Raw genomic sequence first — 21,769 nt, 5'->3', positions numbered from 1 at the left:
CGAGCGCGACGGTGGGCCCCCGGACCACGCAGCTGCGATTGCTGCCGCGCGGCCCGAAACCCGCGTGGAGCGTGGTGGCATCGTTTGTGCTGCTCGGGCTCGTGGCGCTCGCCGCGGTGCTCGGCCCGGTGGTGTTTGCCGATGCCACGAAGCAGAGCATCCTCGATTCGCTGCTGCCCCCGTTCACCGCGGGGCACCTCCTCGGCACCGATGAGCTCGGGCGTGACGTGTTCGCGCTGCTGGTCGCCGGAACCGCGTCGGCGGTCGTCGGCCCCCTCGTGATCGCCCTCGGCTCGATGACGATCGGCATCGTGCTCGGCACGCTCGCGGGTTACCATCGCGGGTGGCTCGACATGATTATTAGCCGCTTCAGTGACGTGCTGCTCGCGCTGCCGGTGATGCTGCTCGCGATCGTCGTGGCGGGCATCTTCGACGCCGGCTACTGGATGACGGTGGCCCTCCTGGTATTGCTCTTCAGCCCCTCCGACATTCGTATCGTGCGCGCGGGTGTGCTCGAGCAGGCGCCGCGTCCCTACGTCGAGGCCGCGCAGATGTTGTCTCTGTCCCGCTGGCGCATCATGTTCGTGCACGTGGTGCCGAACGTGTGGCCGCTCATCGTGACCAACGTGCTGCTCAATACGTCGTTTGCGCTCGTCACCCTCTCGTCGCTGTCGTTCCTGGGCCTCGGCGTCGCACCGGGCACGGCCGACTGGGGGCGCCAAATCGCCGACGGCCGTGGCCTCATGGCCGACAACCCGGCCGCGCTGATCGCACCCGCGGTGCTCATCGTGCTCGTGTCGATGGCAATCAACGTCGTCGGCGACTGGTTTGGCGAGCGGCTCGAGCGGAAGGGCATCCGATGAGCGGGGTACGGGGCCTTGTGGTCGAGAAGCTCGCGGTGACCGGGCCTTCCGGGGCAATCGTGCACCCCGTCGACTTCGTGGTGCCGCCGGGCCGCACCCTCGCGGTGATCGGGGAGTCGGGGTCGGGCAAGACGATGACCGCACGGGCACTCACCGGGTTACTGCCGTCTGGCGTGACGGCCACGGGTCGGTTTTCGGTGGACGGTGATGCCCTCGAGCTTCCCGCAGACCCGAGTGCCTGGCGCAGAGTGCGCGGTCGCCGCATCGTGCTCCTCATGCAAGACCCGTTCACCAGCCTGAGCCCGGTGCACCGGTGTGGCGACCAGATCGCGCTCACGATTCGGGCGCGGATCGCCTTCGAGCGTGGTGCCGATCGCGCGGCCGCCGTGCGGCGGGATCGGGCGGTGCGCGGGGCGGTGCAGGCCGAGGTGTTGCAGCGGCTGGCCGAGGTCAACCTCCCGGCCGAGGTCGCGCGTGCCTACCCGAGCGCGCTTTCTGGCGGCATGCGGCAGCGGGTGGCGATTGCCGCGGCGCTCGCAGCACGGCCGCGCGTGCTGATCGCCGACGAACCGACCACCGCGCTTGACGCGAGCAACCAGGGTGAGGTGCTCGACCTCCTGCTCTCGCTGCAGCGCGCGCACGACATGAGCCTGATTCTCGTCAGCCACGACCTCGGGCTCGTGAGCGGCCGGGCAGACGAGGTGCTCGTCATGCGGCACGGTGAGGTGGTCGAACGCGGGCGCGCCGACCACGTGCTCGTGCGCCCAGAGCACGAGTACACCCGCAAGCTCCTGGACGCGAACCCGAGCATCAACGATGTGATGGGATCCACTGTCGCGTCGACCGGCCAGGACGGCCCGAACGCCTCAACCGAGGAGATCGTCGCGGCCGGCGCAGTCCCTATTGCCTCCACCGACGATTCATTCGACCGCGAACCGCTCCTCGTCGCGGCGGGCATCGCGAAGCGTTACGGCACCACCCAGGCGCTCGCCGGGGTCGACATCGATGTGCGCGCGGGCGAGGTGGTCGCGGTCGTCGGCGAGTCAGGATCGGGCAAGTCAACGCTCGCCCGCTGCCTCGCTGGCCTCGATGCGCCCGACGCCGGCAGCGTGCGCCTGGCCGGCGAAACGCTGCCGGCGGGGCGGCGCGGACGCACCCCTGACCAGATGCAGATCGTCTTCCAAGACCCGTACTCGACGCTGAACCCGGTGTTCACGGTCGAACAGACGCTGCGCGAGGCGCTACGCGTTGCGGGTCGCCCTGCCGAAGAACTCAGTGAGCTGCTCCAAATGGTGGATCTCGGCCCCGAGTTTGCCGGCCGCAGGCCCTCGCAGCTGTCGGGCGGGCAGCGGCAGCGCGTCGCGATCGCTCGCGCCCTTGCCCCTCGGCCCCGCGTGCTGATCTGCGATGAGTCGGTGTCAGCGCTCGACGTGTCGGTGCAGGCGCAGATCCTCGATCTCATCGTGCGCCTGCGAGACGAGCTGCAGCTGGCGGTGCTCTTCATTACGCACGACCTCGGGGTGGTGGCGAGGGTCGCAGGCCGCGTGCTTGTGCTGCGACGCGGAGAGGCTGTCGAGCGCGGCACCACCGCCGACGTACTCACGCGTCCGCAGCACCCCTATACCCAGCTTCTCGTTGCCGCAGCGCGCGATGACAGCATCGCCCGTCAGAATCACGATCCAGCAGGGAGTCTCCCGTGACCGAACTCACCGTGACCGCAGAGCCGTTTACCCACCTCGGGCCAGAAGGGGCGCACCGACTCGGACCGGCGCGCACCGCGCTGTGGTCGGCCGACCGCGCGCTGTTCTCACCCGAAGTCTTCCGCGCGCGGCATGCGAACGGTGACCTCGCGGCGGCCGCGCTCGTGACCTCGCGCCGCGGCACCGCGTACCGCAAGATCGTCGACCTGTGGTGCGCCCCGGTGCCCGGCACAGACAGTGCCGCCGCCGACGCGCGTCTGTTCGATGACGAGGCGTTCGCCGCGGTGCTTGACGCGATCATCGCGGCGCAGCCGAGCGGCGCGATCGTGCTGAAGTTCGAAGAGCGCCCGGTGGTGGCCCCCCTGTGGCCCGAGGCGCTCGCGGCGCTGGCCGCCCGGGGCTTCGTGCCCGATCCACTGCCCGTGCACTCGGTCGAATCGACGCTGGGCGGCGTGCGCGGCTTCACGCGATGGGAAGAACGGGGTCCCAGACACACCATTGGCTACTACGGCCAAACCACCGACGTGACCTGCGGCGCGGTCACCGCGCTCATGGCGCTCGAGACCGACGGCGCGCACCTGCTGCAGCCGGCGGATCACGCGCACAACCGCACCATCGAGATCGAGCTCTGGCGCAACGCGACGAACATGCCCGCAATCGAGCCGGTCGGGCTCGCTGTCGCCACCGCGCGAGCCGCGGCCGAGCGCAAGGTGCCGTTCGCGCTGCCCCGCGTCTACCTGAGTGCGCCGAGCCCCGTGCTGCTCGAGTGGTACGACGGCGATGAGCGCCAGCTGCGGGCCGACCTGCAGGCAGAGTCGGGTCACCAGGCCGGCGCGCTCGGCATCGAGGTGGTGCGCGAGTGGATCAGCATCGACGACATCGCCGCCGCGATTCAGGCGGGCAATTTCGTCTTCCTCCTCATCGACCTCACCCTGATGATCAACGACCCCACTCCGCACTGGGTGCTCGCGCACGATGTGATCGATGGCTGCGTGATCGTCGACGACCCGTGGATCGAGAAGGACCACGGCGAGACCTGGGTCGACACGCACCACCTGCCGGTGCCGTTTGCGACGGTCGACGAGATGACGCGGTGGGGCGAGCCTGAGGCTTACCGCGGCGTGGTGGTGGTGCCGCGCGTCGGGGCGGCGAGCAGCGCGTAGCAGCGGGCGATCCGCTCCCGCCACCAGGCAACGCGTTCCGGCGATGCCGCGAAGCGGGCCAGCAGATCGGGGTCGAGCGCCGGGCGGCGCACTGCGATGCCGCCGTCCACCGGCACGAGCGGGTCACGGGTCACGTCTCCGGCCAGGAGCGCCACGGTTCCGAGCCCGCATGCCCCGGCGAGTTGCCCGTCGGGGAGCGCTGCGGCGAGGTGCAGCCCCATCGCGATGCCCACCGACGTGTCGAGTGCGCTCGAGACCACCACCGGAAGCCCCGCCTCGCGCACGATCTCGAGCGCCCGCGTCACTCCGCCGAGTGGCTGCGCCTTGACGACGAGCAGGTCGGCGGCGCCGGCGCGGGCGACGGCGAGTGGATCCGCTGCCTTGCGCACACTCTCGTCTGCCGCGATGCGGATCGCGCCGGGCTTCGGCGTTGCCAGACCCGCTCCGTTCACCTCGGTGCTGCTGGACGCGGGGGTCGCCCCCAAACGCCTGCGAAGTTCGGCGAGGTCGGCCACGCTGGCGCACGGTTGTTCGGCGTAGTCGAGATCAAACGGGGCGAGCGCGGTGAGCGCCTTCTCGGCCTCATCGAGCGACCAGCCAGCGTTCGCGTCGATGCGCACGAGGGCGTCGCTGCCCATTTCCTGCCGCACGGCACGCACGCGGGCCACGTCGTCGGCCAGCGACTGGCCGCGCTCGGCGACCTTCACCTTCGCGGTGCGACACCCCGGAAACCGCGCGAGCACGCCGGGCACCTCGCCCGGCGAGACGGCGGGAACGGTCGCGTTGACCGCGATCCACTCGCGATGCGTGGCGGGGGGCTCGGCCCACCCGAACTCGAGTGCGGCAGCGAGCCACGGCGCGGCCTCGGCATCGTCGTATTCGGCAAAGGGTGAGAACTCGCTCGCGCCGTGGGGTGCGGCGAAGACGACGGCCTCGCGCACGCTGATTCCGCGGAACCGGGTGCGCGTGGGGATCGCGACCACGCGCGACGCGGCGAGGATCTCATCGAGCGGGGGGAGCAGGGGAGGCATATGATCCACCCGCTCATCTTCCCACTCGCTCGCCCGCCCAGCGTCTCCAGGAGGCGCAATTCCACCACGACCTTGAGCCCGGTGGTGGAATTGCGCCTTCTGGATGGAGGGAGAGCGCACGGGAGATGAGGAAGGGAAGTGCGAAGTAGGCTGGGGGCATGAGTGAACAGGCGCCCGAACAGGTCTCCGAAATCTTCGACCCCAGCGAGTGGGAGGTCGCCCCCGGCGCCGAGCGCTATACCGACATCACGGCCCACCTGAGTCGCGACGGCCGCATCTCTCGGGTCGCGTTCAACCGGCCTGAGGTACGCAACGCGTTTCGTCCGCACACCGTCGATGAGCTGTTTGACGCGCTCGATCGGGTGCGCATGAACCCGCGCGTTGGCGTTGTGCTGCTCACGGGCAACGGGCCGAGCCCGAAAGACGGCGGCTGGGCGTTTTGTTCGGGTGGAGATCAGCGGATCCGCGGCCGCGACGGGTACAAGTATGCGGCCGAAGATGCCGCGGGCGATGCGGCAGAGACCGCCGCGGGGTTGGATCGTGCGCGGGCTGGGCGCCTGCACATCCTCGAGGTGCAACGGCTGATCCGCTTCATGCCGAAAGTGGTGATTGCACTAGTTCCCGGGTGGGCGGCCGGCGGGGGGCACTCGCTGAACGTGGTGTGCGACCTCTCGATCGCGAGCCGCGAGCACGGCCGCTTCAAGCAGACCGACGCTGATGTGGGGTCGTTCGATGCGGGCTATGGCAGTGCCTACTTTGCCCGCCAGATCGGGCAGAAGAATGCCCGCGAGGTGTTCTTCCTCGCCCGCGAGTATTCGGCCGAGCGCGCCCACGAAATGGGGGCGATCAACGCCGTCGTGCCGCACGCCGAGCTGGAGGCAACAGGCATCGAGTGGGCCCGTGAGATTCTCGGGAAGTCGCCAACCGCGATCCGCATGCTCAAGTATGCGTTCAACGCGGTCGATGACGGGCTCGTCGGTCAGCAGCTCTTCGCGGGGGAGACCACTCGTCTGGCCTACGGCACAGACGAAGCAGTCGAGGGCCGCGACTCATTTCTTGAGAAGCGCGCCCCCGACTGGTCGCCGTATCCGTATTACTACTAGAGGCGCGACCTCACTCCCCGGCGTGCGCCGGTTGCGAGGAGCGCAGCACCCGCACCCAGCAGCAGGAACAGGGCGGTTCCGACATCAGATCCGTCAGTCGCAGCACCCGTGACCGCAAGCGCCTTGATGGGCGGTGGTGAACTCGTGATGGGAAGCGGCGGTGTCACCGAAGCTGGTGGCGGCGGTGGCGGTGGGCAGTCGTTCACAGTGAATGCCTGCATCCCAGTTACCGTGTGCTCCTCCCACTCCCCTTCTTCGGACATGACTCGTGCCATATCAACGGGATACTCCATCGTCCACCAGGTTCCCGTGACGGTGGCGACGTAATCACCAGGCCCGGGCACCGGCTGTTCGATGACGGCTGAGCCATCGACGGGAACCACTGGGGTTTCGCTCATGAAGCCGTCGGGTCCGGTGACCACCAGCGCGTACTCCAGCCCTTCGACCAGGTTGGTGATCGTGACGGTGACGGTGCTCGGCACGTCTCCATCGTGAACGAGGCACTGCACGACCGTCACATCGACCACCGGGTTCGGCGGAGGGGGAGGCGGGCACTCATCTACCGTGAACTCCTGCGACCCCGATACCGTCGGGGGAACGGGGATCACGGAAGCCACTGCTGACTTCAGATCCATCCACGGATACCCGGTAACCGTTGCGAGATAATCGCCCGGCCCGTTAATTAGCTGATTGACGAACGCCCCACCGCCGACCGGGGTGAGTGGCGTTTCGCTTTCGAACCCGCCGGGTCCGGTCACCTCAAGCACGTAATCAAAACCCTCAACCAGGCTTGAGATTGAGATACCCACGGTGCTCGGCACCTCCCCTTCCGGGTCAACGCACTGGTCCACCGTCACCATCACCACAGGGTTCGGTGGCGGGGGAGGCGGCAGCATCTCGCAGTCGTTGTAGTAGATCGCTTGACCCTCTGCGTCCCAATTTTGACCAGGGAATTCGACGATCGTGCCGTCGTGGCTGTACTCAAACGGGGGAATGATGTCGCGGCCATCCTGATGGTCCGACCCCGCGTGTCCGTTGACATCGCCAGAAGCCGACGCGGGCACCATCACCCAGTGATTGACTGCCCCGGTTGCATGACAGATATCAATATCCTCGAATTCCTCCTCCTCATCGCCACTGGGGGCAACCATGGCAGCGGCGGCAGCGGGTGGATCAGCTTCGTCTGCGGGCTCAGCCGTCTCAGAAGGTTCTCCGTCCGGAAGTGCGGCATCGTCTACACCGTCGGCTGGAGCCTCCGGCGCGGCCGGAGGCTCTGGCGCTGCGGGCACTTCGGGTGCTGCGGGGAGCTCTGCTGGAGCCTCGGGTGCTGGAGGTGCCGGTGGTTCGGGTGCCGGTGGTTCCAGCACAGGATCGGCCGCCGGTGCGGCAAGCGCCACCTCGGTGGTCGCGGCGGGATCCACCGGAACCGAATCGTCGGCGAACGCACTCATCGCCCCCGGGCCAAAGATCAATGCCGCCGTTGCGAAAAGGGCGACCAATGTTCGGCCGCCAAAGGTACGACGCCCCGCATCGCTGCGGTTACGCCGTCTCGCTGTACTCATCTGCGTGCTCCGATCGTGAGTCGGTGTAGCACACGAGAAACCCGCAGGCTACACACTGTTGGGTAGACCTGTTCGGAGCCTAAATTTGGGCGCGCATGGGCACATCGGTGCCAATTACGTACTTTGTAATGCAGCTTCGGTGCACGTCTCGCGACACACCTCGGTTCGACAAGCGGCGGTGGATCACGTAAACTCGTTCGAGGTAGTTGACTTCTGCCAGAATTTCCTATGCCCGTAGTGCTTTGAGGCCGCAGTGCTCTCAGAGCGAATCGGGTGCAGAGAGTTCAGGCGCAGAGGTCGCCCATAGGGCGGTGGCTCAATTGGTAGAGCAGCGGTCTCCAAAACCGCAGGTTGCAGGTTCGAGTCCTGTCCGCCCTGCTGCACCCCACAACTCGGTGAGAACCGAGGGGTGGGGCAGATGAAAGGACGGTAGCCAGTGAGCACCAACGAGATCGACGAGACCGGTGGCGGTGTCGTCGAGCGCGCGAAGGCTGACCGGGCTGCAAAGAAGTCCTGGATCGGCCGGATCGTGCTGTTCGTTCAGCAGGTCATCTTCGAGCTGAAGAAGGTCGTCACCCCAACCCGCAAAGAGCTGCTCAACTACACCCTCGTGGTGCTGGGCTTCGTCGTCGTGATGATGGCGCTCGTCTGGGTGCTTGATCAGGCCTTCGGCTGGGTCACCGTATTCATCTTTGGCACGCCGCTGTAGAAGTTGTAGCCGTACTCCAGGCACACGGCCCCAAACATCGGTGTCGCGGCATCGTCCGCGATCCACTATCGAAAGCAAGAAAGTCAGATGACGAGCGAGAACAGCAACACACCCGAGGCCGACCTCGACGCGGCACTCGATGCGCTGGCGAACCAGGCAGATCCCGAGGCAGACGCGATCGTTGAGGATGCCCTCGATATCGACAGTGCCGACGAGGCTGCTGCCGCCGCGGATGCCCTCGCGGACTCAGCTGCAGACGGTGAGCTCGAGTCAATTGACGCGGATGAGGTCGACGAAGACCCCTACGCCACGTTCAAGCGCGAGCTGCGCGCAAAGCCGGGCAAATGGTACGTCGTGCACAGCTACGCTGGGTACGAGCGCAAGGTGAAGTCGAACCTGTGGAACCGTCGCGAGACGATGGGCGCTGTCGACGACATCTATGAGATTCAGGTCCCCATGGAAGAGGTCATGGAGGTCAAGAACGGTCAGCGCAAGATGGTGACCCGCGTGCGGATCCCGGGCTATGTGCTGGTGCGTATGGATCTGAACGAAAACTCCTGGTCGGTTGTGCGTCACACGCCCGGCGTCACCGGCTTTGTGGGCAACGCTCACAACCCCGTGCCGCTGCGCTTCAACGAGGCGTTCGAAATGCTCAAGAGCACCGTCGAGCTCGAGCCGGCAACGACCGCCAAGGGCAAGGCCGCAGCTACCGCCGCAGCCGCTGGCAACGTCGAGATCGACTTCGAGGTGGGCGAGACCATCACGATCAAGTCGGGCTCGTTTGAGGGCCTGCCGGGCACGATCAGCGAGATCAACGCCGCTGCGGGCAAGCTCACGGTGCTCGTGTCGCTCTTCGAGCGTGAGACCCCGGTCGAGCTCAGCTTCGACCAGGTCACCAAGATGGTCTAGCGTCACAGCTTGACAGTGGATCGGGGCCGCGCGCGGATCCGCCACCGTAAGATTTACGCTCACAACTGAAGATTTCCGGGGGCAGCCAGCCCGCGGTTACCGCCCCGAGACCGACTCGGGAAGCGGGAGAAGCCGGTGAGAGTCCGGTTTCGAGAGAGGAAACAACATGGCTAAGGCAAAGAAGGTCACAGGTCTGATTAAGCTTCAGATCTCGGCCGGCGCCGCGAACCCCGCACCCCCCGTGGGTCCTGCGCTGGGTCAGCACGGCGTCAACATCATGGAATTCTGCAAAGCGTACAACGCTGCGACGGAATCCCAGCGAGGCAACGTCGTTCCCGTAGAGATCACCGTCTACGAGGATCGTTCGTTCACCTTCGTGCTCAAGACTCCCCCCGCCGCCGAGCTCCTGAAGAAGGCTGCTGGCGTGCAGAAGGGCTCGGGCACCCCGCACACCGTGAAGGTTGCCAAGGTTACCGCCGAGCAGGTTCGTCAGATCGCCGAGCAGAAGCAGGCCGATCTGAACGCGAACGACATCGACGCGGCAGCAAAGATCATTGCGGGCACCGCTCGCTCCATGGGCATCACGGTCGAGTAAGGGGCTACGAACATGGCACAGAAGTCAAAGGCATATCGCGCCGCCCTCGCCAAGCTCGAGGAAGGCAAGTTCTACACTCCCGCTGAGGCTGTTGCCCTGGCGAAGGAGACCGGGTCTGCGAAGACTGACTCGACCGTTGAGGTCGCCGTTAAGCTCGGCGTGGATCCCCGCAAGGCAGACCAGATGGTGCGTGGCACCGTCAGCCTGCCCCACGGCACGGGCAAGACCGCCCGCGTCATCGTGTTCGCGACGGGCGCTGCGGCCGAGGCCGCAATCGCTGCCGGCGCTGACGAGGTGGGCGGCGACGAGCTGATCGAGAAGGTGGCCGCTGGCTACACCGACTTCGACTCGGCCGTCTCGACCCCCGAGCTCATGGGCAAGGTTGGCCGTCTGGGTAAGGTGCTGGGCCCGCGTGGCCTCATGCCGAACCCGAAGACCGGCACCGTGACCGTTGATGCTGCCAAGGCAGTCACCGACATCAAGGGCGGCAAGATCGAGTTCCGCGTTGACAAGCACTCCAACGTGCACTTCATCGTGGGCAAGGCATCGTTCTCTGCAGATCAGCTGCACGACAACATCACCGCTGTGCTCGACGAGATCGTGCGCTTGAAGCCGACCTCGGCAAAGGGCAAGTACGTGCAGAAGGGTGCCGTGTCGACCACGTTCGGCCCTGGCATTCCGCTCGACACCAGCGCGTTCTAATTCGCGCTCACACAAACCCCTGGCCCTCGGGCCGGGGGTTTTGTGCTGTATGCCTGTGGATGGCATCGGTGTCACGGGCGCGACTTCCGTAGGATTGGTGCATGCCCGCGCCACAGCAGTCTCCCCGCATCACGGGGCTGAGCTATGTGCGTCCACTGGGTGAGGGCGGATTCGCGAGCGTCTATCTCTACGAGCAAGATCTGCCCCGTCGCATGGTCGCGGTGAAGGCGCTGAAGAGTGGGTTCGAATCCGCTGAAGAACGGTCCGATTTTCAGGTCGAGACCGACGCGATTGCCCGGCTTGCCGGCCACCCCGCCATCGTGTCTGTGTATGGTGCGGGGGTGTCGGCAGATGGTCGCCCGTACCTCGTGATGGAGTATTGCCCGGGATCGATGCGCGAGCAGACGCGAAACAGGCCCGCTCAATTGGCACAGGTGCTCGATGTCGGGGTGCGCCTCGCCGGCGCGCTGGAGACAGCACATCGAGCGGGGGTGTTGCATCGCGATATCAAACCCTCCAACGTGCTCATCACGACGCTGGGCCGACCCTCTCTTGCCGACTTCGGAATCGCTTCGCTGCGCGGACGAGCATCATCAGAGACGGCGATGACCGCGGTCACTATTCCCTGGTCGGCCCCTGAGGTGCTCGCCGGTCAGACCCCGGGCACGGTGGCGACCGAGGTCTGGTCCCTCGGCGCCACGCTCTACACCTTTGCCGCCGGGCGCTCGCCGTTCGAGCTTCCCGAACCGGAGAAAAACACTCGGAGCCTCATCACGCAGCGCATCAGCAGGGCCACTTACACCCCCATTCCGGGGGCAGCGGGATACGAGGCGGTCGACGCGGTGCTGAAGAAGGCGATGATGCCGCGCCCCGAGCAGCGCTTCGCTTCGATGGATGTGTTTGCCGGTGCGTTGCAGCAACTGCAGCGCCACTATGGGTTCGATGTCACGCCCTTCGACATCACCCGCGACCTATGGCCCGCTGACGAATCGCAGCCGGTGGCACCCGGAGTCGTGCGCGGCGGATCGACGACTGCGGTGCGACCGGTGAGCCGTGCCGAGGCGCGTGCCGCGGTGGCACGCGAGCGGGCCGACCGAGACGGGGTCGTGCCTGATCCACCGGTATCGTCGTTGCGCGCAGGCGTCATGGGTGCGGCTATCGCGGTGGTTGCGATCGCCGCGGTGGTCGCGATTTCGGGTTGGATGGGCCTGATCTGATGCGCGCTCGGGGATGGATCGGGTGGCTTTCGGCAGGGGTCACCCTGGCACTGTTCGTGACGCTCGCGGTGGTGGCCGGAGGCTTCGACGCTCGCGAAACGCCCCGTGAGGAAGCCGGCGTTTGGGTCGCCCGGTCAGCCGGACAGTATGCGCGAGTGAACACCTTGACGGCCGAAATCGATGCCGTGCGCCAGGTCGAGAACCCGAGCGGAGTGGTGCAGGCCGGGGCAATGGGCATGCTGCTCACCCAGGGCCATTCGCGGGCGTGGCCGATAGATGCGGCAGATCCCGCCGACCTGAGTGAAGATCCGACCGTGGGCGCCGGCACCGCTGTAGACGCAGCCGCCGAGCTGCCCGTGCCCGCAGCCGCACCAGAGACCACGGGTGCGGGCGACGCGATCCGCACCCCAGAGGGCACGACCGAGGTGCACGCGTCTCGAGATGCCGTGCTGTTTCGCACGGAGGCGGGCCAGGCCTACCTGGCGGCTGTGGATCCCGCGGCCGAACAGGGGCTCGGCCCCGCACAGTTGCTCGACCCGTTTGCGGGGCAGAGTACCGGTGACGCGACCTTTCGGGCAGACGCGGTCGCGTTCGATACCGAGGCGGGGCTGATCGGCCTGTTCACCGCGAATACCCGCACCGTGCGATGGTTCGATGTCGCCGCTTCGGAATTTCGGCGCGGCGTGAGCGACGTGCCCGAAACGGTTCCGGGTGATGCGCAGTTCGCGATCGTCGCGGGATCATGGGTGCTGTTCGATGCCGAAAGCGGCAACCTGTGGCGCGAACAGGAGGAATCTCCGGCGCAACTCGACACGGAGGGCGTGGCACTCCTGCAGTTTGCGAGCGGGGATGCCGCGGGCACCGACGCACTCGTCGCCGATGAGGGCGGCCTGTGGTCGGTGAGTGGCGCGGGCGCGACTTCGCGCGTTGCCGTGGCCTCGGGGGTTCCCGCCCGCCCGGTGGCGATCGGCGCAGATCGCGTTGCCGCGTGGATCGGCGGAGCCTCGGCGCAGATGTGGACGCAGACGGGCGGGCTGCGGGAACTCGAACTTGATGCCGCGGTAGAACTTCCGGGCGAGATTGAACCGGCGATCCACTCGAATGGCAGTCGCGCGGTGCTCGCGGAAGTGCGTACTGGGATGCTGTGGCGGGTGCCCGACGGACAGCTGATACCGGTGGCGCAGTGGCAGTTGGTGACCCCACCCACGCAGGAGGTCGGGGCGCAGGTGACCGAAGACGTTGCCGAGCAACAACCGCCCGTAGCCGCTGCCGACGCGTTCGGTGTGCGGTCGGGTGAGCCCGCCTCGCTGCCGGTGCTGCTCAATGACTTCGACCCGAATCGACGCGACGTTCTCACAATCGTGCCTGAGAGCCTGGGTGACGAGGCCGGAACGGGCCTTGATGCGAACTTCGGCACCGTCCAGTTGCTCGGGGGTGGGCAGGAGCTCACGCTGCAGCCCAACCCCGAGGCCACGGGGAGCTCGAGCTTCACCTATCGCGTCACTGACGGGCAATCGGTTTCTGAGCCCGCCACCGTGACCGTGACAATTGCCGATGACGCTGTCAATACGGCCCCGGAGTGGTGCCCCGTCGTCGGCTGCCAGCGCGCCTGGCCGGCCCCGGAGCTTGCCCCGGGTGGCACCCTGGTGCTGCCCATCCTGGAGGGCTGGGTCGACGCAGAGGGCGATCCGATGGTGCTCGCAGGTGCGGTGTCCACAGACCCCGAAGCCCCGCTGCGTGCGCTCGTCACCGCTGACGGCAAGCTAGCCGTGCGTCATCTTGACCCCGCTGCTGCCGACGGGGAGGCCACGATTCGCGTGACGGTGGCCGATGCCCGCGGCGAATCGCGCGAGCGCGAGCTGCGGGTGAGGGTGCGCACCGGTGCCGCGCTTGAGTTTGCGTCGATCGCGAGCACCGTGCAGACGGGTGTGCCCACCGTGCTCCGCCCGCTCGAACGCGTCACCGGCGGCTCGGGCTCGTTTGAGTTGCGCGATGCCGCCGTGCAGCAGGGGGCACTCGATCTCACCGTCGGCCAGGGAACGGGAACGCTCACCGTGACGGCTCCAGGCGGCGGCGCACTCGTCTCAGTGACGATTCGCGACACGGTGACCGGTCAAGAGGTGGCAGGTGCGATCCGGATCACCGCGGGAGAGAGCCTCCCGGCTCTCGCACTCCCGCCCCTGCGCGCCTTCGTGCGACCACTCGCCGACACCACGGTCGATGTGCTCGACGCGATTCCCGGAGCCGCAAGCCGCGGGCTCTCGGTGCAGTCGGCAGTGGTGGTCGACGGGCGGATGCGGGCGGATGTCATCGAACACTCGCGAGTCAGGGTATCGGGGGCGAGCTCTGACGGGCAGCCCGGTCGCATCGGCTCGGTTGAGGTGGTCGTGCGTGAGGGCGACGAGACCGCTCGCGGCAGACTCACCGTGTTTCAGATTCCCGCGTCCAGTAGCGGGACCATCGCGGTGCCGGATACGGCCACCGTGCGCGTGGGGTCAGTCGTCGACATTCCGGTGCTCGAGAACGATGTCGCGCCGCCCGGCGAGCGGCTCGTGCTCCACCCCGAGGTTGCTGGTGCAGGCGACGCGCTGGCTTTCGCATCGGGGAGCCTCGTGCGCTACCTCGCGCCGAGTATTCCGGGCACCTATACCCTGAGCTACACGACCTATGGTGCGAGTAGTCCCGAACTTGGCGACACTGCGCAGGTGACCATCACGGTGCTTCCGGCGGGTGCGAACCGTGATCCGCACCCCCCGTCGGTGACCGTCCGACTGGCACCCGGCGAGACCGTCCAGACCGAGGTACCGCTGTCTGGGGTTGACCCTGACGGCGACCGGGTGCGGCTTGTTTCGGTGCAGGAGCCCGACGATTCCCAGGTAGTGGCCCAGGTGCAGCCACGCACCGGCGTGGTGCAAATCGAAGCATCCCCGAGCGCCTCCCGCGGGGTCAGATTCGCGAGCTATACGGTGCGCGATTCCGGTGGCGGGGAGGCGACAGGGAGCCTGCGCATCATCGTGACAGACCCCGACGCGAGCGGGGGTGCACCGGTGGTCTATAGCGACTATGTGCGGATCGCGCGGGGTACGGGCGACGATGCCGTCGTGCGTCCGCTCGACAACGACATCGATCCCTCCGGGGGTGCGCTCGAACTCGTGTCAGTCGAACCAAACGTGCCGGGTGGGGAGAGCTCGCCCGAATACGCGGTGCTTGCCGCGCGCATCGATCTGGACGCGCTCGAGAGTGGTGTCGTGCGCATCGCGGGCGGCGATGAACTCGGCACCGTGTCGTACCGCTATTCCGTGCGCTCTCGCGTCACTGGAAGCACGGCCGACGGTCTCATCGTTGTGCAGGTATCAGAACGAGTGGGTTTGCAGGCACCACGGGTCACCGACACCGTGCTCGCGGTCCGAGATCGCGTCGATTTTGCCGCGGTCGGCGTCGACGTGGTCGAGGGACGGGTGAGCTGGGCCACGGGTGACGTGGCCGCCCTCGATCTTTCGCTCTGGGGGGAAGCGGCTGATCGGTACCGGGTCAGTGGCAACCGAATTCTCGGCGAGTACCGGGCCGAAGGTGACCTCGTGCCCTTCCGGCTCAGCGGAATCGATACCACCGGAGCGGAGGTCGTGGGCTACGGCTTCCTGGTGGTACCACCGCTCGACGAGCTCCGGCTCAGTCTGAAGTCGGGCACCGCCCCGCTGTCGGTGAATGAAGGAGACAGCGTCACCGCGGAGTTGCGCTCGATGCTCGATCTTTCGCCCGGAGACCAGATCGTGATCGGCGATGGTGCCTTCGCAACGCAACGCGCCCAGGCCACCTGCGCGGCGGTGAGCGGTTCGAGTGTGCGCTACTTGGCGGGCCAGGGGGAGCCGTGGTCTGACACGTGTACCGTGCGCGTGCGGTTGCTCGAACAAACGACCTTCACCGCGCTTCCGTTGCCGGTGCGCATCGTGCCGCGTGAACCCGTCGCCCAACTGCGACCCCTCACCCGCACCGTCGCTCCCGGTGCCACCGAAACGGTCGCGCTGGGCTCAATGGTCGAGTGGCAGGGCGGCCGCCAGGGGCAGATGGATGCGCTGCGGTTCACGGTCAGCGGTGGAGGGGCGTCGTTCCAAATCAACCAATCTGGGGCAAGCCTCACCGTGCAGGCACTCGCTGGGGCGACCCCGGGGGCGCAGGAGCACATCACGGTGAGCGTCGCCGGCGCGAGCGAAAGCCAATCCCTCCTGACTCTACGGGTCGGGGAAGCGGCGACCGATGCCCCCCGGGGTGCTTCGGTTGCCCTCACCTGTACTGTGGGCACCGCTTGCAGCACTGACCTCGTAGGGCAGGCGGGAGAGTACGACCCGTTTGCGGGGAGGCCCGGCGGCGGGCTGCGGCTCGTCGCGGTCGACGCGGCAGCGTGTGCGATCGGCGGCTTCCGTGTCGTGGGCAACGCGGTACAGGTGAGCTGGGCCGATCAACGTGTCGCGGGTGGCATATGCGAGGTGACGTTCACCGTGCGTGACGCGCAGAACCGGCAGGGGGTGGGCATGCTCAGCTTTGAGGCGCTCGGTGTGCCCCCGGCCCCGGCACTCGTCGAACAGGTCGGATACAGCGAGACCGGAGTCACCCTGCGGGTCAGCCTGGGTGAGGCCCAGAATGCGTATCCGTCGCTTCAGGGCGTCGCCATCAGGCAAGACGGGGCCGCAATCTCGGCGACGTGCACCCCGGTGGGCGCGACCTTCACCTGCGAGGTGGGCGGGCTGACGCTCGGCACACAGCATCAGTTTTCGGCGCGTGCGGTAAACGCGGTCGGAGAGTCGGCGAGTTCCGCCGCAGCGACGGGCTGGGCGTACCGAGCTCCAGCGATGCCTAACTTCATGCCGCCAGAACAGACAAGTGCCGACCCGGGCGGAAACACCGGCACCGTGAGAGTGCGTATCACCGGGAGCGCAGATGTGCAGGAATACCTGCTGCTACTGAACGGTGCCCCATTGCAGACGCTCGTGCCGAGCAGCGGTAATAACTCTGTCGACGAGGTGATTATCGTTCCCGTCGGTGATTCCCTACTACAGGCAGTGCCGGTGAGCCGTTTTCCTCACCCGTTAAACGAGTCCAATACTGGTGTTATTGCCGAACAGGGACTCAGCGTCGCGGGTCCGCCGAAGATCCACATGCTCACGCTCCAGACTGAGCCCGGCTCTCCGACCGTGCTGGCAACGGTCGATCTGTTCGCGAACTGGGGTGAAGGCATTCGATATGGGATCGTGCAACGAGGTGTCTGTGTTGCGAACAATGATTGGGAAGACTACGAACCCGAGGAACTCACTGGAGTGCCGGGTGAGGCAATGGTGGTGACCGTGTGCGCCACGAACGAGTGGGGCGATGCGGCACCCGTGACGCGCCAGATCATTGTGGGAGGCACGTAGTGCCTCGATCCACTGCCACGAAGCGACCACCCCTGCAACGAGACCACCCGCACCCCGCACCGGACACAGGAAGCCACCGATGAGCACACCACAGAACCCGGAACCTCAGCCGCGCACCTCGCAGGCTTCACCAGAGGGAACGTCGACCGCGCCGCCAACCGACTCGCGCACGGGTGCCCCCGCACTCGCGACCACGCCGGGTCCGCTGTCGAGCGAGCGTGCGACCTGGGCGGGCGACGCGTTGCGCACCACGGTGGACGCGATCGAGCAGGTCATTCACGGCAAGCGGCGGGTGATCGAGCTGGTGCTCGCCGCGCAGATCGCCGAGGGGCACGTGCTGCTCGAAGACGTGCCCGGCACGGGCAAGACCGCCCTCGCGCGCGCGCTCGCCGCGGTCACGCAGGGCCAGGCCTCCCGCATTCAGTTCACCCCCGACCTTCTGCCGGGTGATGTGACGGGTGTCACCGTCTACGACCAGGGGCGCCAGAGCTTCGATTTTCACCCGGGGCCGATCTTTGCGAACGTGGTGCTTGCCGACGAGATCAACCGCGCGAGCCCGAAGACGCAGTCGGCGCTGCTCGAGGTGATGGAGGAACGGCAGATCACCGTCGACGGGATGTCGCACCCGGTACCCGAGCCCTTCATGGTCATCGCGACGCAAAACCCGATCGAGCAGGCGGGTACCTATCGGCTGCCAGAAGCGCAGCTCGACCGCTTCATGCTGAAGACATCGATTGGCTATCCCGACGAGGCCGCGATGCGACGCATCCTGACCGAGCAGACGATGGCGGGCGGGCGAGGTCCGATGGTGCCGCCCGTGATGACCGTCGGCACCCTGATTCAGCTGCAGGACTTCGCCGCCGAGGTCTACGTCAACCCCATCATCGCCGAGTACCTCACCCGGTTGGTCGAGGCGACCCGCGCTGCGAGCGAGGTGCGCCTCGGTGCCAGCGTACGAGGTGCGCTCGCCCTGCAACGCGCGGCGCGCGCCTGGGCGCTCGTGCACAGCCGCGGCTACGTGGTGCCCGACGACGTGCGCGACCTCGCGATCGCCGTGCTGGCGCATCGCCTCGTGCTTGAGCCGGAGGCCGAGTTCGACGGGGTCACCGCCGAGCAAGTCGTTGGCCAGATTCTGCTCGACGTGCCCCAGCCGCAGGAGAACGGCACGGCGTGAAAGACATCCGGCTACGCCCGCTCGGCTGGTTCGCTCTCGTCATCTTGGTGATCGGCGCGTTCGCTGGCGCGCTTTTCGGGTGGATCGAGGCCTGGTTCTTGGCGCTCGCCGCAGCGGCTCTGTTTCTCACCGCGTGGCCATTCCTGTTGGGTTCCCGCGACTACCGCGCGTCGATCCACCTGAGTAGGCACAGCGTCGTCGCTGGTGGTGAGGTGCACGCAGACATCGAGGTGGAGAACGGAGCCACGCGCCCGCAGTTGCCCGCCATCATCGAGCTACCGGTCGGTGAGGCGCTCGGCGAACTCCTGGTGCCGATGCTCGGGGCACAGCAGAGTACGACGTTGCGTGCCGACGTGCCAGCGATTCGGCGCGGAGTGGTTCGGGTGGGTCCGATCACGGTCGCGAGACGCGATCCACTGGGGATCCTGGGCCGCGAGGTCACCTGGCCCGAATCTCACCTCGTGCACGTGCACCCGGTGACCGTCTCGCTGCCACCCGGCACCGCGGGTCTCGTGCGCGATCTCGAGGGCGCAGCAAGTCGACGCCTCACCGATGCCGACCTGTCGTTTCACGCCGTGCGCGAGTATGCGCAGGGCGATGCGCTGCGCCACGTGCACTGGAAATCGACGGCAAAGACCGGCACGCTCATGGTGCGCCAGTTCGAGGAATCGCAGACGGCCCGAGTCGCGGTGCTGTTCGATGCGCGCCGCGATGAATACGCGTCGGATGACGAGTTCGAGCTTGGGGTGAGCGTCGCAGCCTCGCTCTCGGCGCAAGCGGTGCGCGAGGGGCGCGAACGGTTCGTGGCCTCGGCCTGGGCGCCGGGACGGGTACGCCCGAGCGTCGACGGAGTCGAGGAGCTGCCGTCGCGAGATACGACTCAGTTGCTCGACGCGTGGGCCGAACTGCGCCCCGCCACGGAGCGTGCCGCCCGCATTGAGGGAGTGACGCGCGGCCTCGCGGCATCTCGCCGTCATCTCTCGATTGTCTATGTGGTGACCGGGTCGATGCCCGGGCTTGATCGCCTCCGCCGGGCCGCCGCCGCATTCAGCCCCGACGTGCGGGTGGTCGCGGTGCGCTGCGACTGGCTCGCTGACCCGGCCCTACAACATATCGACCCGTTCACCGTGTGTACCGTCGGGGCGCTCGGCGACCTGCCCAGGCTCATGCTGCGAGGGTCGCGGTGACGCGCGTGCGCCCGGCGGCCGTCGCCGTGACTGTCGCCGCGGCCGCCCTCGCAACGCTGCTTGGCGTGCTCGCCGCCTGGCCGATCTACCAGACACCCTGGTTGCTGGTGCCTGCCGTCGCGGGGCTCGTTCTCGGCAGCGGCATCGTCTGGGTGAGCGTGCGGCTGCGCTGGTCGGCGCCGCTGCTCCTCACGGTCGCCGTCGTCGTCTTCGCGCTCACCGTGCTTCCCGTCGCGGTGCCCCTGGCGTTCCTCGGGCCTCCCGAAGGGCTGCTCCCGTGGGCCGCAGATGCGCTCGCCGCCGTGGTCACGGGGTGGAAACAGCTCCTCACCCTCACCCTGCCGGTGGGCACCTACCAGACGGTGCTCGTGCCCGCCTACGTTGTATTCTTCGTCACGTCACTGTCTACCGGGTGGATCGCGCTGCGCGGTCGCCGCGTCGTCTCACTCGCGGCACTCCCGCTCCTGGTCCCGATCGCCTTCGGCACCGTATTTGGCTCGGCGGAGGTGAGCGCACCGCTGCGCGTCGGCGCGGTGGCGCTCTTTGCCCCCCGGGAGGTGGCGCTGTGGGTGGCCGCAGCGGCCCTCGGTGCGGTGTGGGTGGCGTGGCACGCGGGCGCCGATCGACGGGCGGCGCTGCGGCTCGGCCGGGCGGGGCGATCCGCCATCGTACGAGGTCGGGCGACCCGTGTGGCATCGGCGACCGTGATGCTGCTGCTTGCCGGCCTCATCGGATTGACGTTCGCTCCCGCGCTCAGCGGAGAGCGGACAGTGCCGCGCGACAGTGTCGACCCCGAGCTCGTGGTGGCCGAACGGCCGAGCCCGCTCGCCGGGTATCGGGAGTGGAAGACTGACGCCCGCATCGACGTGCCGCTGTTCGAGGTGAGTGGGACCGATGCATTTCCCGGCCGTCTCCGCCTTGCCGTGCTCGATGACTACGACGGCGTCAATTTTCAGGTCAGCCCTGAGGCCGCGGGGCGCTTCACCCGGTTTCCGAGCGGGCCGAGCGTCGCAGACCCCGTGCGCGTCTCCATCACCATCGAAGGCGGCTACGACGACATCTGGGCACCCACCGCGCCACTGGGCGGCCCCCCGCAGTTTGCGGGCCCGCGATCCGATCTGCTCGCCGATGCCTTCTATGTCAATCGCGACACTGGGGCCGCGATCGCGGTTCCGGGTGAGCCCGGCAGCGAAGGGCTCGCCCCCGGCGACGGCTACGCCGCCCAGATGAGCGCCGCCCCAGATGAACAGCTCGAGGGGGCGCCGGCATCCGACACCCCGCTGCTCGACATCGAGACGATGCCCGAACTTGCGGCGTGGATCCGCGCCCAAAATCAGCCCGCCACGGCCGCGGGCCTGACCGAATTGGTCGATCGGCTGCGCGCGCGCGGGTACCTCAGTCATGCCATGAGCGGCACCGACAACGAGTGGATCACCCGGCTCGCCGAGCAGCACGGCACCCGGTTTGAGCCGAGCGTCGGGGGCCACTCGATCGCGCGTCTCGAGGAGCTCTTCGCGCAGCTCAACACGCAGCAACGGTCGGTTGGCGACCGTGCCGGCGAGGCGCAGCTGGTCGCGGCGGTCGGCGATGACGAACAGTTCGCGGCCGCGGCCGCGCTGCTCGCTCGTGCGCTGGGATTCGAGTCGCGGGTCGTGCTCGGGGTGCGTCTCGGTGCGGGGGTACCCGGTGTGACGGGCTGCCAATCGGTGTGCACCGGCGAGCACGTGTCGGCCTGGATCGAGGTGCGCGGCGAGTCGGGGGACTGGGCGCCGCTCGACGCGACGCCGCAGGTCACCCTGCCACCAACCTCGCTGGCGGAGGGTGAACGGCTGCCCGAGTTTCCCACCGCAGCCGAAGAGCGGGACGCGCGTGAGGTTGATCCACCACTGGGGTTCGGCGATCGCAGCGAGGCGGCTGACGAGGCCGAGCAGGGTGCGCCCAATCCTGGCTTGTGGCCGGTGGTGCGGGCGGGGCTGCTGTCGCTTGCGGCGCTCGTGTTGCTTGCCGTTCCGCTCCTCTTTCTTCCGCTCGCGAAGCGGTGGCGCGCTCGCCTGCGGCGCCGCGAGCCGGTGCCGGAGTTGCGTGCGATCGGGGCGTGGCTTGAACTGGTGGATCGCGCGGCCGATGCCGGGGTGAGCGTGCCTCGAGCGATGGCCCGCAGCGACACCGCGCGGCTGCTGGGCACCGAGGCTGCGCGCCAGATCGCCACCGAGGTGGATCGCGCGGTGTTTGCGCCCGGTGAGTTCAGCGATGCTGATGCGGAGCGGCTGTGGCGCCTCGTCGACGACGAAGCCGCGCACCATCGCGCTGAGACCGGGGTCTGGGGCAGACTCCGCGAGGCATTCGCGCTACGCTCATTGGGCATCCGGTTTGGCAGGCGCCGCGAGCATTTCAGTGGCAGTGACAGTGTGGCGAGAGCATCACGACCGGAGGAACTATCTTGAGG

The 21,769-nt window shown here is 67.6% G+C and carries 15 protein-coding genes and 1 tRNA gene; 14 read left to right on the top strand and 2 right to left on the bottom strand.

The features are described from left to right. The first annotated feature begins 11 nt into the window (after positions 1-11). Genes ACTNFK_RS11060 through ACTNFK_RS11050 form a run of 3 tightly spaced genes read left to right on the top strand, consistent with a single transcriptional unit; the run spans position 12 to position 3,726 of the window. Entirely contained in the window at positions 12-863 is an 852-nt protein-coding gene (locus ACTNFK_RS11060; RefSeq protein WP_433647653.1) for an ABC transporter permease, read from the top strand. Continuing rightward, on the top strand, positions 860-2,563 hold the full coding sequence (locus ACTNFK_RS11055) for an ABC transporter ATP-binding protein (RefSeq protein ID WP_435937519.1): 1,704 nt from the start codon (positions 860-862) through the stop codon (positions 2,561-2,563). The genes ACTNFK_RS11060 and ACTNFK_RS11055 overlap by 4 nt, the downstream gene beginning before the upstream one ends. Continuing rightward, complete coding sequence (locus ACTNFK_RS11050; protein WP_435937518.1) at positions 2,560-3,726, top strand: peptidase C39 family protein; 1,167 nt, start codon at positions 2,560-2,562, stop codon at positions 3,724-3,726. Before ACTNFK_RS11055 ends, ACTNFK_RS11050 begins: the two co-directional genes overlap by 4 nt. Here the strand turns inward: ACTNFK_RS11050 and ACTNFK_RS11045 are convergent. Next, positions 3,675-4,757, bottom strand: a complete 1,083-nt coding sequence (locus ACTNFK_RS11045; protein WP_435937517.1) for an o-succinylbenzoate synthase — start codon at positions 4,755-4,757, stop codon at positions 3,675-3,677. The genes ACTNFK_RS11050 and ACTNFK_RS11045 overlap by 52 nt on opposite strands. A 158-nt stretch (positions 4,758-4,915) precedes the next feature. On the opposite strand from ACTNFK_RS11045, the gene ACTNFK_RS11040 reads away from it, so the two are divergent. Beyond that, complete coding sequence (locus ACTNFK_RS11040) at positions 4,916-5,860, top strand: 1,4-dihydroxy-2-naphthoyl-CoA synthase (RefSeq protein ID WP_435937516.1); 945 nt, start codon at positions 4,916-4,918, stop codon at positions 5,858-5,860. Here the strand turns inward: ACTNFK_RS11040 and ACTNFK_RS11035 are convergent. Beyond that, positions 5,857-7,422 (bottom strand): hypothetical protein, encoded by a 1,566-nt coding sequence (locus tag ACTNFK_RS11035; protein ID WP_435937515.1) that lies wholly within the window; start codon positions 7,420-7,422, stop codon positions 5,857-5,859. The two genes, ACTNFK_RS11040 and ACTNFK_RS11035, sit on opposite strands and share 4 nt — an antisense overlap. Positions 7,423-7,727: 305 nt before the next feature. Between ACTNFK_RS11035 and ACTNFK_RS11030 the strand changes: the two genes are divergently transcribed. The 10 genes from ACTNFK_RS11030 to ACTNFK_RS10985 all read left to right on the top strand — a co-directional run bounded on the left by ACTNFK_RS11030 (position 7,728) and on the right by ACTNFK_RS10985 (position 21,767). Then, a tRNA-Trp gene (locus ACTNFK_RS11030) sits at positions 7,728-7,800 on the top strand. A 58-nt stretch (positions 7,801-7,858) separates the two neighbouring features. After that, positions 7,859-8,131 (top strand): preprotein translocase subunit SecE, encoded by a 273-nt coding sequence (secE, locus tag ACTNFK_RS11025; RefSeq protein ID WP_433647659.1) that lies wholly within the window; start codon positions 7,859-7,861, stop codon positions 8,129-8,131. Between the two features lie 87 nt (positions 8,132-8,218). Further along, on the top strand, positions 8,219-9,040 hold the full coding sequence (nusG, locus tag ACTNFK_RS11020) for a transcription termination/antitermination protein NusG (RefSeq protein ID WP_433647660.1): 822 nt from the start codon (positions 8,219-8,221) through the stop codon (positions 9,038-9,040). Between the two features lie 166 nt (positions 9,041-9,206). Beyond that, on the top strand, positions 9,207-9,635 hold the full coding sequence (rplK, locus tag ACTNFK_RS11015; RefSeq protein ID WP_433647661.1) for a 50S ribosomal protein L11: 429 nt from the start codon (positions 9,207-9,209) through the stop codon (positions 9,633-9,635). Positions 9,636-9,647: 12 nt separating this feature from the next. Next, positions 9,648-10,337, top strand: coding sequence for a 50S ribosomal protein L1 (gene rplA / locus ACTNFK_RS11010; RefSeq protein ID WP_435937514.1), 690 nt, complete (start codon positions 9,648-9,650; stop codon positions 10,335-10,337). A 101-nt stretch (positions 10,338-10,438) separates the two neighbouring features. Further along, on the top strand, positions 10,439-11,554 hold the full coding sequence (locus ACTNFK_RS11005; protein WP_435937513.1) for a serine/threonine-protein kinase: 1,116 nt from the start codon (positions 10,439-10,441) through the stop codon (positions 11,552-11,554). Further along, positions 11,554-16,962, top strand: a complete 5,409-nt coding sequence (locus ACTNFK_RS11000; RefSeq protein ID WP_435937512.1) for an Ig-like domain-containing protein — start codon at positions 11,554-11,556, stop codon at positions 16,960-16,962. Before ACTNFK_RS11005 ends, ACTNFK_RS11000 begins: the two co-directional genes overlap by 1 nt. A gap of 79 nt (positions 16,963-17,041) precedes the next feature. Continuing rightward, positions 17,042-18,136: an AAA family ATPase gene (locus ACTNFK_RS10995; RefSeq protein ID WP_435937511.1), complete on the top strand. Its 1,095-nt coding sequence runs from the start codon at positions 17,042-17,044 to the stop codon at positions 18,134-18,136. Further along, positions 18,133-19,323, top strand: a complete 1,191-nt coding sequence (locus ACTNFK_RS10990) for a DUF58 domain-containing protein (protein ID WP_435937510.1) — start codon at positions 18,133-18,135, stop codon at positions 19,321-19,323. The genes ACTNFK_RS10995 and ACTNFK_RS10990 overlap by 4 nt, the downstream gene beginning before the upstream one ends. Next, positions 19,320-21,767 carry a transglutaminase domain-containing protein gene (locus ACTNFK_RS10985; protein WP_435937509.1) on the top strand — a complete coding sequence of 816 codons (2,448 nt, stop codon included), beginning with the start codon at positions 19,320-19,322 and terminating at the stop codon, positions 21,765-21,767. The genes ACTNFK_RS10990 and ACTNFK_RS10985 overlap by 4 nt, the downstream gene beginning before the upstream one ends. The last annotated feature ends 2 nt before the right edge of the window (positions 21,768-21,769 follow it).

The organism is Leucobacter fengyongliangi (genome assembly GCF_052386045.1).
This window is presented reverse-complemented; position numbering and strand designations above follow the sequence as displayed.

Bases quoted from the DNA above. Each gene is read 5' to 3' on its own strand.
- ACTNFK_RS11055 (WP_435937519.1), top strand. From the start codon at position 860: ATGAGCGGGGTACGGGGCCTTGTGGTCGAGAAGCTCGCGGTGACCGGG.
- ACTNFK_RS11045 (WP_435937517.1), bottom strand. From the start codon at position 4,757: ATGCCTCCCCTGCTCCCCCCGCTCGATGAGATCCTCGCCGCGTCGCGC.
- ACTNFK_RS11040 (WP_435937516.1), top strand. From the start codon at position 4,916: ATGAGTGAACAGGCGCCCGAACAGGTCTCCGAAATCTTCGACCCCAGC.
- ACTNFK_RS11035 (WP_435937515.1), bottom strand. From the start codon at position 7,422: ATGAGTACAGCGAGACGGCGTAACCGCAGCGATGCGGGGCGTCGTACC.
- nusG (WP_433647660.1), top strand. From the start codon at position 8,219: ATGACGAGCGAGAACAGCAACACACCCGAGGCCGACCTCGACGCGGCA.
- rplK (WP_433647661.1), top strand. From the start codon at position 9,207: ATGGCTAAGGCAAAGAAGGTCACAGGTCTGATTAAGCTTCAGATCTCG.
- rplA (WP_435937514.1), top strand. From the start codon at position 9,648: ATGGCACAGAAGTCAAAGGCATATCGCGCCGCCCTCGCCAAGCTCGAG.
- ACTNFK_RS11005 (WP_435937513.1), top strand. From the start codon at position 10,439: ATGCCCGCGCCACAGCAGTCTCCCCGCATCACGGGGCTGAGCTATGTG.
- ACTNFK_RS11000 (WP_435937512.1), top strand. From the start codon at position 11,554: ATGCGCGCTCGGGGATGGATCGGGTGGCTTTCGGCAGGGGTCACCCTG.
- ACTNFK_RS10995 (WP_435937511.1), top strand. From the start codon at position 17,042: ATGAGCACACCACAGAACCCGGAACCTCAGCCGCGCACCTCGCAGGCT.